The organism is Arenimonas sp. (assembly GCF_041913985.1).
In the GTDB taxonomy this organism is placed as follows: Bacteria; Pseudomonadota; Gammaproteobacteria; order Xanthomonadales; family Xanthomonadaceae; genus Arenimonas.
In genome coordinates this window covers 26,989-41,474 of record NZ_JAYSEG010000026.1, presented here as the reverse complement: position 1 = coordinate 41,474, position 14,486 = coordinate 26,989, and the positions used below count along the sequence as shown (strand labels likewise).

The window sequence follows — 14,486 nt, the reverse complement described above, 5'->3', positions numbered from 1 at the left end:
CACGATGGCGTCGTCCACCAGGATGCCGATGGAGAAGATCAGCGCGAACAGCGACACGCGGTTGATGGTGAAGCCCATCGCCCACGAGGCGAACAGCGTGATGGCCAGGGTGAGGATGACGGCACTGCCGACCACGATGGCCTCGCGCCAGCCGAGCGTGAACAGCACCAGCAGCACCACCGAAAGGGTGGCGAAGACCAGCTTCTGGATCAGCTTCATCGCCTTGTCGTTGGCGGTGTAGCCGTAGTCGCGGGTGATGGTGGCGTGGATGCCCTCGGGGATGACGGTGGCCTTGAGGCCTTCGAGGCGCCCGGCAATCGCGGTGGTGATGTCGGCCGCGTTCGAGCCCGGCTTCTTGGCGATGGCGATCGTCACCGCGGGCGCGACGCCGCCGTCCGGGCGCACGCGGCCTTCCGGCGCGGTGTACCAGGCGTACTGCGTGGGCAGGTCGGCGCCGCGGCGGATCTCGGCCACGTCGGCCAGGTAAAGCGGGCGGCCACCCTGCAGGCCGATCACCAGCCCGGCCACTTCCTGCGCGTCGGCGAGGTAGCGGCCGGCGGTGAGCGGGCTCACGCCGGCGGCGGTGACGCGGTCGCCGGCCTGGGTGACCACGTTGGCGGCGCCGAGGGCGCCGGCCAGGTCGTCGGCGGTCATGCCGTAGCTGGCCAGGCGGGTGGCGTCGAGCTCCACCACCACCGCGCGCTCGGGCGCACCGAGGGTGTAGACGTCGCGCGTACCGGGCACGCGCTTGAGTTCGGATTCGAGCGTGTGCGCGACCTCGGCAAGTTCGACGCCGCCGCGCGCGGGGTCGTCGGTCCACAGCGTCACCGCCATCACCGGCACGTCGTCGATGCCCATCGGCCGCACCAGCGGCTGGCCCACGCCGAGGCCCGGCGGCGCCCAGTCGGCGTTCGAATAGACCTGGTTGTACAGGCGCACCAGGGCGTCCTGGCGCGGCACGCCGACGGCGAATTCCACGGTGATCAGCGATGAACCCGCGCGACTGATCGAGTAGACGTGCTTGACGCCCTCGATCTCGGACAGCACCTGCTCCAGCGGCACGCTGACCAGGTTCTCCACGTCCTCGGCGGGCGCGCCGGGGAACGGCACGATGATGTTGGCCATCGTCACGTCGATCTGCGGCTCTTCCTCGCGCGGCGTGATCATCGTGGCGAACAGGCCCAGCAGCAGGCCCGCCACGGCCAGCACCGGCGTCAGCGGATTGGCCTGGAAGGCGCGCGCGAGGCGCCCGGAGAGGCCGAAGCGCGGCTCAGCCATCGTTGGATTCCCCCGCCAGGTGGGCCAGCGCCGCCAGCGGGTCGGCGGCGATGCGGTCGCCCTTGGCCAGGCCGGCCAGCACTTCCACCTCGCCCTCGCGGCGGTGGCCCAGGCGCACCTGGCGCAGCGACACGCGGTTGTCGGCGCCGACCACGTAGACCGCGGTCACCTCGCTGCGCGTCACCAGCGCCGAGGTCGGGATCCAGAGGTTCTCGGCTTCGCCCGTCTTGAAGGCCACCTTCACCGTCATGCCGGGCTGCAGGCCGGTTTCGACCTCGGGCAGTTCGACGCGGATCTTGAAACTGTGCGTGTTCGGGTCGGCGTAGGGGAAGACGATGACCTTGTCGGCGTCGACGCGGCCGCCGCCGGGAAGGATGACCGTGGCCTCGGCGTACTGGCGGATGGCGGCGATGTCGCTCTGCGGCACTTCGACGGCCAGGCGCAGCTTCTGCAGCGACAGGCCCGAGATCAGCGGCTGCCCCGGCTGCACCGACTCACCCACTTCCACGTGGCGTTCGACCAGGATGCCGGAGTACGGCGAGCGGATGACGGTGTAATCGACCTGCTCGCCGGCGGCGCTGACGCCGGCCCGGGCGGCTTCGAGCGAGGCGCGGGCGGCGTCGCGGCGGGCCCGGGCCTGGTCGAGCGCGGCCTTGGCGAGCAGCTGCTTGGCCACCAGTTCCTCGGTGCGGCGGAAGGCAGACTCCGCCTCGGTGTAGTCCGCCTGGGCGGCGTTGAGCGCGGCCGAGGCACGGCGCTGCGCCGAGACCTGCTCGACGTCGGTGAAGCGCACGACCACCTGCCCCGCCTCGACGTAGTCGTTCACGTCGAAGGGCAGTTCCAGCACGCGGCCGGCGGTCTGCGCCGACAGCGTGGCCTGGTTCACTGCCTCGACCACGCCGTCCCAGCTGCGCTCGCGCGCGGAGCTGCGCGGCTCGACCACCAGGGTCTCGAAGGAGACCGGCGGCGCGGTGGCGGGCACGGGCGTTTCGCCGCCGCAGGCCGCCAGCAGGAACGTGGCGAGCACGGCGGGAAGCAGGACGCGGGACGACGGGGACATGCGCTTACCTCACTTGAAGGCGCAGCCGGCACCGAAGCCGAGCTTGCGGAACACGATCGCCGCCGGGCAGAAGCCGGTGAAGGACGACTGGATGAGGTTCAGGCCGATGAAGGCGGTGAACAGCAGCCACCAGGGCGAGACGAAATACACGAGGGCGGCGCTGAGCAGGATCATCACGCCGGCGAAGGCCATCACGGCACGGTCGAGGTTCATGGTCTTTCTCCGTAGGTTTACTTGAGCTTGCCGATGCCCAGCAGCTTGAGCACGTACTTCTCGTACACGGGCTCGGTGTTGCCGGACTTCATCTTGAGCAGGAAATACTTTTCGAAAGCCACCTTGGCGAGGTGCACCCACTTGCCCATCTTGGCCCAGGTGACGTTGCGCGGCGGGTTCTGCGGGATTGCAACGAAAGCCGCGCCGGTGTCGCCCATGTCGGCCAGGCAGATGGCGTTCCAGGTGGCCTTTGTCTCCGCCGGCTTGCCGGCCAGGTCGGCCGCGATGTTATGGGCGATGGCGGTGACCATGGACTCGATCATGAAGCCGGTCTTGGGCGCGCCGGTGGCGACCGGCGTGGGTTCGACAGGCGGGATGGCCACGCAGACGCCGGCCGAATAGATGTTCGGGTACTTCGTGTTGCGCTGGTGCGCGTCGATCAGCACGAAACCGCGCGGGTTGCACATTTCCTTGGCCGAGCGAACCGCGTCGACGCCGGTGAAGGCCGGCAGCACCATCGAATACTTGAAGGGCAGCTCGTGGCTGGCCAGCGGCTGGCCGTGCGCGTCCATCTCCGCCACGTGCATCAGGCCCGCTTCGACCTTGCTGATCTTCGCGTTGGTGATCCACTTGATGTGGCGCTGGCGGAATTCCGATTCCAGCAGGCCCTTGGAATCGCCCACGCCGCCCAGGCCCATGTGCCCGACGTAGGGCTCGGGGCTGACGTAGGTGATCGGCACGCGGTCGCGCAGCTTGCGCTTGCGCAGGTCGGCGTCGAGGATCATGGCGAATTCGTAGGCCGGGCCGAAGCAACTGGCACCGGCAGCGGCGCCAACGACGATGGGACCCGGGTCCTTCAGGAAGGCCTCGTAGGCTTCCCAGGCCGTCTGCGCGTGGCCGGTGGTGCAGATCGACTGGGTGAAGCCGCCCTCGGGGCCGAGGCCAGGCACCTCGTCGAAGGCCAGCCGCGGGCCGGTGGCGATGACGAGGTAGTCGTAGGCCAGGTCGCGGCCGTCGCGCAGGCGGATGCGGTTCTCGGCGGGCAGCACTTCGGCGGCGCCCGCGTTTTCGAACTCGATGCCCTTCTTGGCGAGGTGCGGCCGGACGCCGATCTGGATGTCCTTGGGCTTTCGCCAGCCCACCGCCACCCAGGGGTTGGACGGGGTGAAGCTGAAGAGATCGCCGTCGCCGACCACGGTGACGCGATGCTCCTTGCCGATTTCGGCGCGGATTTCATACGCGGCGCTCATGCCGCCGATGCCTGCGCCCAGAACCACGATGTTGGCCATCACGTCCTCCCGGTGGCCGGAATATCCGGCACTGCTAATTTAGTTGTAGCTTAATTAGCTTTCTGGCATAATGTCAACATCAACCTGGACACCCCCCATGGCCACCCCCGCACGACAGATGGAAACCCAGTCCGAAGCCGCAGCCGAGCTGCTCAAGGCCATGGCCAACCCGCAGCGCCTGCGGGTGCTGTGCCTGTTGATCGAACGGGAAATGTCGGTGGGCGAGATCAACGCCCTGGTGCCGCTGAGCCAGTCGGCGCTGTCGCAGCACCTGGCGGTGCTGCGCGACAAGGGGCTGGTGAACACGCGGCGCGAAGCGCAGGCGGTGTTCTATTCCGTGGCCGACGGCACGGTGCACGACGTCATCGAGGCGCTGCACCGCAACCTGTGCGTGCCCGGGACCGCCTGATCCCGGGGCTTCCGGGGCGGATCAGCGCAGCGCTTTCGCCGCGTCCACCACCGCCTCGACGGTGATGCCGAAGTGCTTGTACAGCTGGTCGGCCGGCGCCGAGGCGCCGAACTGGTCGATGCCGACCACGGCGCCGTCCAGGCCGGTGAACTGGCGCCAGTAGCCGGTGACGCCCGCTTCCACCGCCACGCGCTTGCGGCACCAGGACGGCAGCACGCCCTCGCGCCACTCCAGCGGCTGGCGCGCGAACACTTCGGCGCAGGGCATGGACACCACGCGGGCGCGGATGCCCTCGCCCGCCAGGCGGCGCATGGCTTCCATCGCCAGCTCCACCTCGGAGCCGGTGGCGAGCAGCACCACGTCGAAGGTGCCCTCGCCCGGGTCGGACAGCACGTAGCCGCCGCGGGCGATGTCGGCCACCTGCTGCGCGGTGCGCGGCTGGTGCGCCAGGTTCTGGCGGCTGAACACCAGGCAGCTGGGGCCGTCGGTGCGTTCGATGGCCGCCTGCCAGCACACCGCCGACTCGACCGCGTCGCAGGGGCGCCACACGTCGTTGTTCGGGATATAGCGCAGCGAGGCCAGGTGCTCGACCGGCTGGTGGGTGGGGCCGTCCTCGCCCAGGCCGATCGAGTCGTGGGTGAACACGTGGATCGTGCGGGTCGGGATCAGCGCCGACATGCGCAGCGCGTTGCGCGAGTAGTCGGAAAACACCAGGAAGGTGGCGTCGTAGGGAATGAAGCCGCCGTGCAGGGCAATGCCGTTGCAGATGGCGCTCATGCCGAACTCGCGCACGCCGAAGTGCACGTAGTTGGCGCTGGCGTCGTTGGTGGTGACCGACTTGCTGCCCTTCCAGAGCGTGAGGTTGGAGTGCGCCAGGTCGGCCGAGCCGCCCACCAGCTCCGGCAAGAGCGGGCCGAAGGCGTCGAGGGCCATCTGAGAGGCCTTGCGCGAGGCGACCACGGGGCCCTCGAGCTGCAGCTTCGCGGCATAGGCGCGGGCGGCGTCGGCGAAGCCTTCCGGCAGTTCGCCGTGGGAGCGGCGCACCAGTTCGGCGGCCAGCTCCGGGTAGGCCTTGGCGTAGGCGTCGAACAGGCGGTTCCACTGCTCCTCCCGCACCAGGCCGGCGTTGCCGGCGCGCCAGCCGTCGGCGATGGCCGCGGGGATTTCGAAGGGCGCGTGCGGCCAGCCCAGGGCCTCGCGGGTGGCGGCCACTTCGTCCTTGCCCAGCGGGGCGCCATGGCTCGATTCCTTGCCGGCCTTGCCCGGCGAGCCGAAGCCGATGGTGGTGCGGCAGCAGATCAGGGTCGGCTTGCCGGTTTCGGCCTGCGCGGTCTTGATGGCCTGGATGATTTCCTGCGGGTCGTGGCCGTCCACGTTGCGGATCACCTGCCAGCCGTAGGCCTCGAAGCGCGCCGGGGTGTCGTCGGTGAACCAGCCGGCGGTGTCGCCGTCGATCGAGATGTGGTTGTCGTCCCAGAAGGCGATGAGCTTGCCCAAGCCCCAGGTGCCGGCCAGCGAGGCGGCCTCGTGCGACACGCCTTCCATCAGGCAGCCGTCGCCCAGGAACACCCAGGTGTGGTGGTCGACGACGTTGAACTCGGGGCGGTTGAAGCGCTGTGCCAGCAGGCGCTCGGCCAGCGCCATACCCACGGCGTTGGCCAGGCCCTGGCCCAGCGGGCCGGTGGTGGTTTCGACGCCCGGGGTGTGGCCGTATTCGGGGTGGCCGGCGGTCTTGCTGTGCAGCTGGCGGAAGCGGCGCAGCTGCTCCATCGGCAGGTCGTAGCCCGAGAGGTGCAGCAGGGCGTAGATCAGCATCGAGCCGTGGCCGTTCGACAGCACGAAGCGGTCGCGGTTGAACCACCTGGGGTTGTTCGGGTTGTGGCTCAGGAAGTCGTTCCAGAGCACCTCGGCGATGTCGGCCATGCCCATGGGCATGCCGGGATGGCCGGACTTGGCGGCCTCGACGGCGTCAATGGCCAGGAAGCGGATGGCGTTGGCGAGGTCGCGGCGGGAAGGCGTCGTCATGAGGGCGTCCAGAACGGGGCCCGGGGCCGGGCCGACGGGGCGCTATTGTCGCCGGTCCGGCGCCCGCTGTCGCCCTTGCGGGCGCCGGACCCGGGGTGTTACGGCACCGGGGACGGCTCGACGGCCGGCTCCGTGCGGCCGATCACCACGGAACCGACCATGTCGCCGCCCACGTTCACCACGGTGCGGCACATGTCGAGCAGCCGGTCCACGCCCAGCACCAGGCCGATGCCCTCGGGCGGGATGCCGAACAGGGCCAGGATCATGGCGATCACCGGCAGCGAGCCACCGGGCACGCCGGCCGCACCGATGCCGCCGAGGATGCACATCACCAGCACCAGCGCCTGCTGCAGCAAGCCCAGCTCCACGCCGAAGAACTGCGCCAGGAACAGCACCGTGATGCCCTCGAACAGCGCCGTGCCGTTCATGTTGGCGGTGGCGCCCAGCGTGCAGACGAAGCGGGCGACCCGGCGCGGCACGCCCAGCCCCTGCTCCGTCACCTTCAGCGTGGTTGGCAGCGTGGCGCTGGAGGAGGAGGTGGAGAAGGCAGTCAGCAGCGCCGGCTGCGCGCCCTTGAAGAAGGCCCGCGGCGACATGCCGCCGAGCACCCGCAGCAGGATCGGGAACACCACGAAGAAGTGGATGCCCAGCGCGAGCAGCACCGTGGCCACGAAGCGCGCCAGCTGCACCAGCACGTCGAAGCCGAGCTTGGCGGTGATCGAGAACAGCAGCGCGGCCACGGCGTAGGGCGCAAGGCGGATCACCCAGTCGATCAGCTTCAGGCAGATGTCGTACACGCCCTGCACCGTGGCCACGAAGGCACGGGTGCCCTCGCTGCGGATGACGGTGGCGGCGATGCCGAACATCAGGGCGAAGAACATCACGGCGATCAGGTCGCCCCTGGCCGCTGCTTCCACCGGATTGCGCGGCACGATGTTGAGCAGCACGCTGATGCCCGACACCGCCTCGCGCCCGGCGGCGATCTGGGCGCCGCGCTCGCCGGCCTGGGCGATCAGCGACTGGCCCAGCTCGGGCGGCAGGCCGCGGCCGGGCTGGATGAGGTTGACCATCACCAGGCCGATCGCGACGGCGATCGTGGTCACCACCAGGATCCACACCAGGGTCTTGCCGCCGATGCGCCCCAGCGACTTCGGGTCGCCGATTTCCACCACGCCCAGCACCAGCGCCGAGAACACCAGCGGAATGACCAGCATGAACAGCAGGCGCAGGAACACCTGGCCCACCGGGTCGGCGACGTAGCGCACCAGAGCGTCGAGCCAGGCGGCGTCGGCGGCGAACAGGTTCGCGGCCAGGCCGAGGCTGGTACCGGCGACGAAGCCGACCAGCATGCGGGCGTGCAGGGACATCTTGGCCATGGGCTTACTCCGGTCGTGGGCCGGCGGCCGGGCGGATCTCGCCCGAGCGCAGGCGCGCCAGGTAACTCTCGAGCTCGCGCCGGACCACTGGCATGAGCAGGTAGACGCCGATGAGGTTGGGCACCGACATCAACAGCAGCAGCGCGTCGGCGATGCCGACGATGCTGCCGAGCTGCATCGAGCAGCCCACCACCGTCATGGCCAGGAAGGCCAGCTTGAACAGGTTCTGGGCGAGGGTGGATTCCCCGCTGAGGTAGCCGATGGCCTTGGAGCCATAGTAGGCCCAGGTGATCATGGTCGAGTAGGCGAACAGGAACACCACCACGGTGAGCACGTAGGGGAACCAGGCGAACACCGAGGCGAAGGCGTTGGAGGTGAGCGCCACGCCGTCGGTGCCCGGGTGCAGGTACTCGCCGGAAACGATGATGATCAGCGCCGTCATGGTGCAGATCACCACGGTGTCGATGAAGGGTTCCCAGAGCGCGACGAAACCCTCGGTCACCGGCTCGCGCGTGCGCACCGCCGAGTGGGCGATGGCCGCCGAACCGAGGCCCGCTTCATTCGAGAAGGCGGCGCGGCGGAATCCGACGATGATCGCGCCCAGGACACCGCCATAGGCCGCCTCGCCGCTGAAAGCGCCGCGCAGGATGGCCACCAGCGCGTCGGGGATCCGGTCGGCGTGCACGAACAGCACCGCCACGCCGGCCAGCAGGTAGATGAGCGCCATGCCGGGCACGAGGCGCGCCGTGACCTGGCCCACGCGCTTCACGCCGCCCACGACCACAATGGCGGTCAGCGTCGCCAGCACGAGGCCGAACAGCCAGCCGCGCCCGGCGAGGGGGCCGTCGGCGCCCCCGGTCACGTTCAGCACCTGCGCGAAGGTCTGGTTGGCCTGGAACAGCGCGCCGGAGCCCACGGCGCCGGCGACGATGCAGGCGGCATAGAACACCGCCAGGCCGCGGCCGAAGCCGGCCAGGCCCGGCCGGTGCCGGGCCAGTCCGTCGCGCAGGTAGTACATCGGCCCGCCGGACATGCTCCCATCCGGGTTCTGGCGGCGGAACATGACGCCCAGGGTGCATTCCACGAACTTGGTGGACATGCCGAGCAGGCCGGCGACGATCATCCAGAAGGTGGCGCCGGGTCCGCCCACGGTGATGGCGACCGCGACGCCGGCGATGTTGCCCAGGCCGACCGTGCCCGAGACCGCGGAGGTCAGCGCCTGGAAGTGGCTGACCTCGCCGGGGCCGCCCGGCTCGGCGTAGTCACCGCGGATCAGGCGGAAGCCGTGGGCGAAACCGCGGACATTGATGAAGCGGAAGTAGACCGTGAACAGGCAGGCCGCCGCGGCCAGCCACAGGACGACCAGCGGCGCGCTGAGGCCACCGGGCAGCGGCACTTCCACGAAGACGAAGGCCGAGAGCGTATCGGCTACGGGGCCGAAGAGGGACTGGATGCGGTCGTCGAGCGTGGGGGCGGCGGCGGCCTCGGACGCCGCGAGGGCAGCCAGGGCGCCGGCGGGGCGCGTCAGCGTCATCGTCACCGGGGGAGCCTGTTTGGGGTCGGCCCCAGCTTACAACAGCCTGCCCGGCGGGCGGCTCACGACGGCGTGAAACGAAACAGGGCCGCTTGCGCGGCCCTGTCCGGTCAGCCTGTCGTTTCCGACGGCGGGCTTCAGCCCTTGTGCGCCACCTGCAGGATGCGCGGGGTCACGAAGATGAGCAGCTCGGCCTTCTCCATGCCCTTGGACTTGTTCTTGAACAGGTTGCCGAGCACCGGCAGGTCGCCCAGGAACGGCACCTTGCGCAGGTCGTCGCGGCTCTTGAACTCGTAGACGCCGCCCACGACCACGGTCTGGCCGTTGTCGATCAGCACGGCGGTGCTGACCTCGCGCTTGGCGATCTGCGGGATGAAGCCGCCGGCCGGGTTCGCGATGAGTTCGCTGACCTCGTCCTTCTTCACCGCGAGGTTCAGGTAGACGCGGCCGTCCTGGGTGATGGTCGGGGTGACCTTCAGCTCGAGCAGCACTTCCTTGAACTCGACGGTGGCCGTGGCGACCGCACCCGGCGTGGTGGCCGGCTGGATGGTCAGGTAGGCCACTTCGTCACCCTGGCGGATGACGGCTTCGCGCTGGTTGGCGGTGATGACGCGCGGGTTGGAAACCACTTCGCCGCGGCCTTCTTCCTCGAGGGCCGAGAGTTCGAGTTCAAGCGCAATGTCCTGGCGCAGGATGCTCAGGTTCAGGGCGCCGGCCGGGGTGGTCGCCGGCAGGTTGACCGCGAAACCGGAATCGGTGGTGGTCTCGTTGCTGTTGGCCAGGGTGCCGGTGCGGTCCTGCACGCCGAAGATCACACCCAGCTCGCGGGCGAACACCTCGGTGGCCACCACGATGCGGGCCTCGATGAGAACCTGGTCGACGGGGCGGTCCAGGGTAGCCAGCAGGTTGCGGATCTCCGCCACCTTGCTGGGGATGTCGATCAGCAGCAGCGTATTGGTCCGGCTGTCGTAGCTGACGCTGCCGCGCGGGGAAAGGAAGCCCTTCACCATCGCACCGGTGCTGCCACCACTGGAGCCACCGGAGTTCTTGCTGTTCTCGGTCAGCAGTGCAGCGATCTCTTCGGCATTGCCGTAGTTGATGGGAATGTACTCGGTGACGAGCGGCTCGCGCTCTTCGTTGGCGATGCGCGCATCGGCCACGGCCTTCTCGAAGTCGGCGATTTCCTTCTGCGGCGCGACCCAGATGACGTTGCCGTCGCGGCGCTTGTCGAGCTGCTTGGCGCGCAGCACGATGTCCATCGCCTGGTCCCAGGGCACGTTGATCAGGCGCAGGGTGACGTTGCCCTGCACGGTGTCGGCCGCAACCACGTTCAGGCCCGACTCTTCGGCGATCAGCTGCAGGACGGTGCGAACCGGCACGTCCTGGAAGTTGAAGGTCACCGGACGGCCGGCATAGCGCTTGGCCTCGGCATCGCCAGCGACGGCGCCCGCGGCGCGGCCGGGAGCACCGGCGACCACGACGGCCGGCGCGGCGCGCTTGGGCGTCACCTCGATCACGTACTCGTTGCCGGTCTGGTAGGCCATCGAGTCGAAGGCACCGCTGGTGTTGATCACCAGGCGGGTGCTGCCGGCGTTCGCATTCGGCTCCAGGCTCTGGACCGGGGTGGCGAAGTCGGTGACGTCGAGGCGGCGGCGCAGCGACTCGGGAATGCTGGCGTTGGCCACGTCGACCACCACGCGCGAACCCTCGTTGCGCATGTCGGCGGCGGCGCCGTCACCGCTGAAGCGGAGGATGACGCGACCGGAGCCGTTCTCGCCGCGGCGGAAGTCGATGTTGGCGACCTCGATGTCCGAGGCGACCTTCTTGGTCGGGTCGGAACCCGTGGCCAGGCTGCTCGGCTGGGCGCCGGCGTCAACCGTCAGCACCAGCAGGTTGCCGGCGCTGCGGGTGGTGTAACCCGCCGGGCGGAACAGGTCCACGACCACGCGGGTGCGGCCGCCGGCCTCCACGGCGGAGACCGCCGAGGTCGCGCCGCTGCCGATGACGACCCGGCGCTGGCTGAGCCCGTTGGTGGTCCCGGGGATGTCCACCGCGATGCGCGGGGGCGTATCCGTGGTGAAGGCCTGCACGTCGCCCACCGGCTCGGCGAACTGCAGCGTGATGTCCACCTTGCCCCCGGGGGCCGAGGCGTAGCGCACGTCCTGGAGGACGTTCGCCGCCATGGCGGACAGTGACGTCGCCAGGCCGACGGCGAGCGCTCCCATGGTCAGCACCCAGCGACGCTTGGTGCCCATCCCCTCGCCGATCGTTTTATTCGCGGTCATCGTGCATTCCCCCAATCAATTGTCTTCAAGGGCGATCTTGGCCGGACGTTCCAGCCAGCCACCTGCCCCATCCGGTACGAGTTCGACAATCTCGATGCGGTCTTCGAACACCGCGGTGATGCGACCGTCGTTGAGTCCCATGTAATTCCCCGAGCGGACCCGGTGCGTCACGCGGTCCGGCCCCATCACGAGGCCGACCACGCCACTGCCCTCGCCGATCGTGCCCACCATGTCGAGGCTGTCGAGCGGGAAGGCCTCGAGAACCTCCTTGCGGCGATTCGGATCAGGGCGCAGCGCGTTGCCGCCGTCGCGGTCGGCGCTGGGCTGGGCGAACGGGTCGCGCAGGTCCTGTGCCGCGTATTCGAAGGTCTCGAACTGCTTCATCACCGGCAGCGGATCCAGCGGCGGCGCCGGGCGCGCCTTGACCTCGGCCACCCAGGCCTCGAGGTCGCGGCTGCCGCGCGTGCAGGCCGAGAGGGACAGGGCCACGGCGGCGACGAGCAGGGCGCTCATGGCGTTCCGGGTCATGGACGGGACCATCACTTGGCGCCTCCCGCGGTGGTGTTCGATTCCTCGTCGTCGAGGTAGCGATAGGTCTTTACCGTGCCCGACAGGACCAAGGTACCGTCCTTGCCATCACGCGGCTGCAGCGAGATGTCGTGCATGGTCATGATGACCACGCGCGGCAGCGAAGCCACGCCGCTGACGAAGGCGCCGAACTGGTGGTAGGTGCCCACCATGCGCAGCTGGATCGGCTTTTCGGCGTAGAACTCGCGCTGGCTCTCGGCACCCGGCTGGAACAGCTCGTTGTTGATGCCGGCGGCCAGGGCGGTCTGCGAAATGTCGACGATCAGGTCGGGCATCTCGTTCTTGCTGGGCAACTGGCGGAGCATCTGCTGCAGCATCACTTCCATCTGGGCCAGTTGCTGCTTGAGCGGTTCGAGGTTAGCGGCGCGGCCCTGCTTGCCCTGGAACTCTTCGCGCAGGGTCAGCTCCGTCGCCTCCTCGGACTGGAGCGTCAGCCGCTGGTCGCTCACGAACAGGTACCAGGCCAGGCCGACGATGACGGCCAAGAGCAGGATGCAGGCGCCAAACTTGACCTGCATCGGCCAAGCGCCGGTGTTGTTGAAGTCGAGGCTGCGCAGGTCGATCTTCTTGCTGCTCACTGGACACCTCCGGCCGCCGCGCCAACCTCGGTCGCTTCCTCTTCCTGCTTCGGCGTCTGCAGCGTCACCCTCAGGGTGAAGGCATTGGGCAGGCCCTTGTCATTGCCCTTGGCCTCGATAATCGACAGATCGGGGTTGGCCATCCAGCCCGACTCCTCGAGGTTCCGCATGTAGGAGCTGACGCGGGCATTGGACTGCGCCTGGCCGGTGAGGGTCAGCGACTGTCCGGCCTGGGCGATGGAGCTCAGGCGGACGCCCTCCGGGATGGTCCGCACCAACTGGTCAAACAGGTGAACCATCTGGGAGCGGCTGGCCTGAAGCTCTTCGATCACCTGCTTCCTGGCGAGCAGGTTGGCCTTCTTCTTGTCCAGTTGCTCGATTTCCTTGATCTGCTCGTCAACGAGGGCGATCTGGTCACGAAGGTACTGGTTGCGGTTCTGCTGGCCCTCGATCTGACCGTTGTAGTACATCACGATCAGGAAGCTGATCAGCAGGCCGGCAGCAGCCGCCAGGCCGAGCATGGTCATGAATTCCTTCTGGCGCTGCTTGCGCCGCTCGGCGCGCCAGGGAAGCAGGTTGATTCTGGCCATCAGTCGAAGCTCCTCAGGGCCAGGCCGCAGGCGATCATGAGCGCGGGGGCGTCCTGCGCCAGGGCATGGGCCTGGACGCGGGGACCGAGCGCCATGTTGGCGAGCGGGTTAGCGATGACGGTCGGGACGCCAAGCTGCTCCTCGACCAGGTTTCCGATGCCGGCGATGGACGCGCAGCCGCCGGCCAGCACGACCTGGTCGACGCGGTTGAAGTCGCTGCCGGCGTAGAAGAACTGCAGCAGGCGGCTGACCTGCTGGACCAGCGCTTCCTTGAAAGGCTCGAGCACCTCGACCTCGTAGCTCTCCGGCAGGCCGCCCTGGCGCTTGGCCAGGCCCGCCTCGTCGTAGCTCAGGCCGTAGCGGCGCATTACTTCGTCGGTGAGCTGCTTGCCGCCGAAGACCTGCTCGCGGGTATAGATGCTGCGCTGGCCGCGCAGCACGTTCAGGGTGGTCATGGTGGCGCCGATGTCCACCAGGGCCACGATCGCGTCCTTGGGCACCGACAGCTGGTCGGCGACCAGCTTGAAGGCGTTCTCCATCGCGAAGGCCTCGACGTCGATGACCTTGGCGGTGAGGCCGCCGAGCTCGAGCGCGGACTGGCGCAGCTCGACGTTCTCGGTGCGCGAGGCCGCCAGCATCACCTGGATCATCTCGGGGTTGTTCGGCACCGGGCCGATCACCTCGAAATCGATGCTGACCTCGTCGATCGGGTACGGGATGTAGTTCGAGGCCTCGAGCTGGACCTGGTCCTCGAGCGCGTCCTCGTCCAGGTCGCCCTGGATGGGGATCACCTTGGTGATCACCGAGGAGCCCGAGACCGCGGCCGCGGCGTGCTTGGCCTTCGTGCCCGAGCGCGCGACGGCGCGCTTGATGGCCTCGCCGACGGCTTCCACCTCGACGATGTTCTTCTCGACGACGGCGTTGGGAGGCAGGGGCTCAACCGCGTAGTGCTCGACGCGATACCGCCCGCCGGACTCGGTGAGCTGCAAAAGCTTGACGGCCGTGGAACTGATGTCCAGGCCGACCAGCGGTGTCTTGGCATTTCCGAAAAGACCCACGGTTTCTCCCCTTCCGACGGGCGCTTACACACGAATGGTGCGCCATTACATTAAATAACGAAAAATTCCCAAATGGCAATGCCCCCCTGGACCGGATGCCGCTTGCCGTCCCCTGGCCGACCCCACGCTTCCCTATCAAGACGCAATCGGGGCCGGGAACCGGCCGCCCCCACGGCGCAGCCCGACCATGCCACGTTCTATAC

General features: G+C 68.7%; 12 protein-coding genes and 1 pseudogene. 1 reads left to right on the top strand and 12 read right to left on the bottom strand.

Features of this window, described 5'->3' with window-relative positions:
- The 4 genes from ACE3Q2_RS09815 to ACE3Q2_RS09800 all read right to left on the bottom strand — a co-directional run.
- The coding region (locus ACE3Q2_RS09815) for an efflux RND transporter permease subunit (protein ID WP_374473879.1) at positions 1 to 1,278 on the bottom strand (1,278 nt) is incomplete at its 3' end.
- Positions 1,271 to 2,338 carry an efflux RND transporter periplasmic adaptor subunit gene (locus tag ACE3Q2_RS09810; protein WP_231696778.1) on the bottom strand — a complete coding sequence of 356 codons (1,068 nt, stop codon included), beginning with the start codon at positions 2,336 to 2,338 and terminating at the stop codon, positions 1,271 to 1,273. The genes ACE3Q2_RS09810 and ACE3Q2_RS09815, both read right to left, overlap by 8 nt.
- A gap of 9 nt (positions 2,339 to 2,347) precedes the next feature.
- The gene (locus ACE3Q2_RS09805; RefSeq protein WP_231696779.1) at positions 2,348 to 2,551 is read right to left on the bottom strand and encodes a DUF2892 domain-containing protein; all 204 of its coding nucleotides are present in this window, start codon (positions 2,549 to 2,551) and stop codon (positions 2,348 to 2,350) included.
- Between the two features lie 17 nt (positions 2,552 to 2,568).
- Complete coding sequence (locus ACE3Q2_RS09800) at positions 2,569 to 3,840, bottom strand: FAD-dependent oxidoreductase (RefSeq protein ID WP_231696780.1); 1,272 nt, start codon at positions 3,838 to 3,840, stop codon at positions 2,569 to 2,571.
- Positions 3,841 to 3,937: 97 nt separating this feature from the next.
- On the opposite strand from ACE3Q2_RS09800, the gene ACE3Q2_RS09795 reads away from it, so the two are divergent.
- A complete protein-coding gene (locus tag ACE3Q2_RS09795) occupies positions 3,938 to 4,249 on the top strand; it encodes a metalloregulator ArsR/SmtB family transcription factor (RefSeq protein WP_231696781.1) in 312 nt (103 codons plus the stop codon).
- A 21-nt stretch (positions 4,250 to 4,270) separates the two neighbouring features.
- Here ACE3Q2_RS09795 and tkt read toward each other — a convergent pair whose 3' ends face one another.
- The 8 genes and pseudogenes from tkt to ACE3Q2_RS09755 form a co-directional block, all read right to left on the bottom strand.
- Complete coding sequence (tkt, locus tag ACE3Q2_RS09790; RefSeq protein WP_231696782.1) at positions 4,271 to 6,274, bottom strand: transketolase; 2,004 nt, start codon at positions 6,272 to 6,274, stop codon at positions 4,271 to 4,273.
- Positions 6,275 to 6,372: 98 nt separating this feature from the next.
- Positions 6,373 to 7,650, bottom strand: a complete 1,278-nt coding sequence (locus ACE3Q2_RS09785; RefSeq protein WP_374473878.1) for a dicarboxylate/amino acid:cation symporter — start codon at positions 7,648 to 7,650, stop codon at positions 6,373 to 6,375.
- A gap of 4 nt (positions 7,651 to 7,654) precedes the next feature.
- Positions 7,655 to 9,184, bottom strand: a complete 1,530-nt coding sequence (locus tag ACE3Q2_RS09780) for an alanine/glycine:cation symporter family protein (RefSeq protein WP_374473880.1) — start codon at positions 9,182 to 9,184, stop codon at positions 7,655 to 7,657.
- 137 nt (positions 9,185 to 9,321) lie between these two features.
- On the bottom strand, positions 9,322 to 11,469 hold the full coding sequence (gene pilQ / locus ACE3Q2_RS09775) for a type IV pilus secretin family protein (protein ID WP_231696785.1): 2,148 nt from the start codon (positions 11,467 to 11,469) through the stop codon (positions 9,322 to 9,324).
- A 15-nt stretch (positions 11,470 to 11,484) separates the two neighbouring features.
- Complete coding sequence (locus ACE3Q2_RS09770; RefSeq protein WP_374473877.1) at positions 11,485 to 11,997, bottom strand: pilus assembly protein PilP; 513 nt, start codon at positions 11,995 to 11,997, stop codon at positions 11,485 to 11,487.
- Between the two features lie 11 nt (positions 11,998 to 12,008).
- Complete coding sequence (locus ACE3Q2_RS09765; RefSeq protein ID WP_374473876.1) at positions 12,009 to 12,575, bottom strand: type 4a pilus biogenesis protein PilO; 567 nt, start codon at positions 12,573 to 12,575, stop codon at positions 12,009 to 12,011.
- Positions 12,503 to 13,225, bottom strand: a pseudogene (locus ACE3Q2_RS09760) (PilN domain-containing protein). Before ACE3Q2_RS09760 ends, ACE3Q2_RS09765 begins: the two are co-directional and overlap by 73 nt.
- Positions 13,225 to 14,283, bottom strand: a complete 1,059-nt coding sequence (locus tag ACE3Q2_RS09755; protein WP_043800657.1) for a pilus assembly protein PilM — start codon at positions 14,281 to 14,283, stop codon at positions 13,225 to 13,227. The pseudogene ACE3Q2_RS09760 and the gene ACE3Q2_RS09755 overlap by 1 nt, the downstream one beginning before the upstream one ends.
- Positions 14,284 to 14,486: the final 203 nt, after the last annotated feature.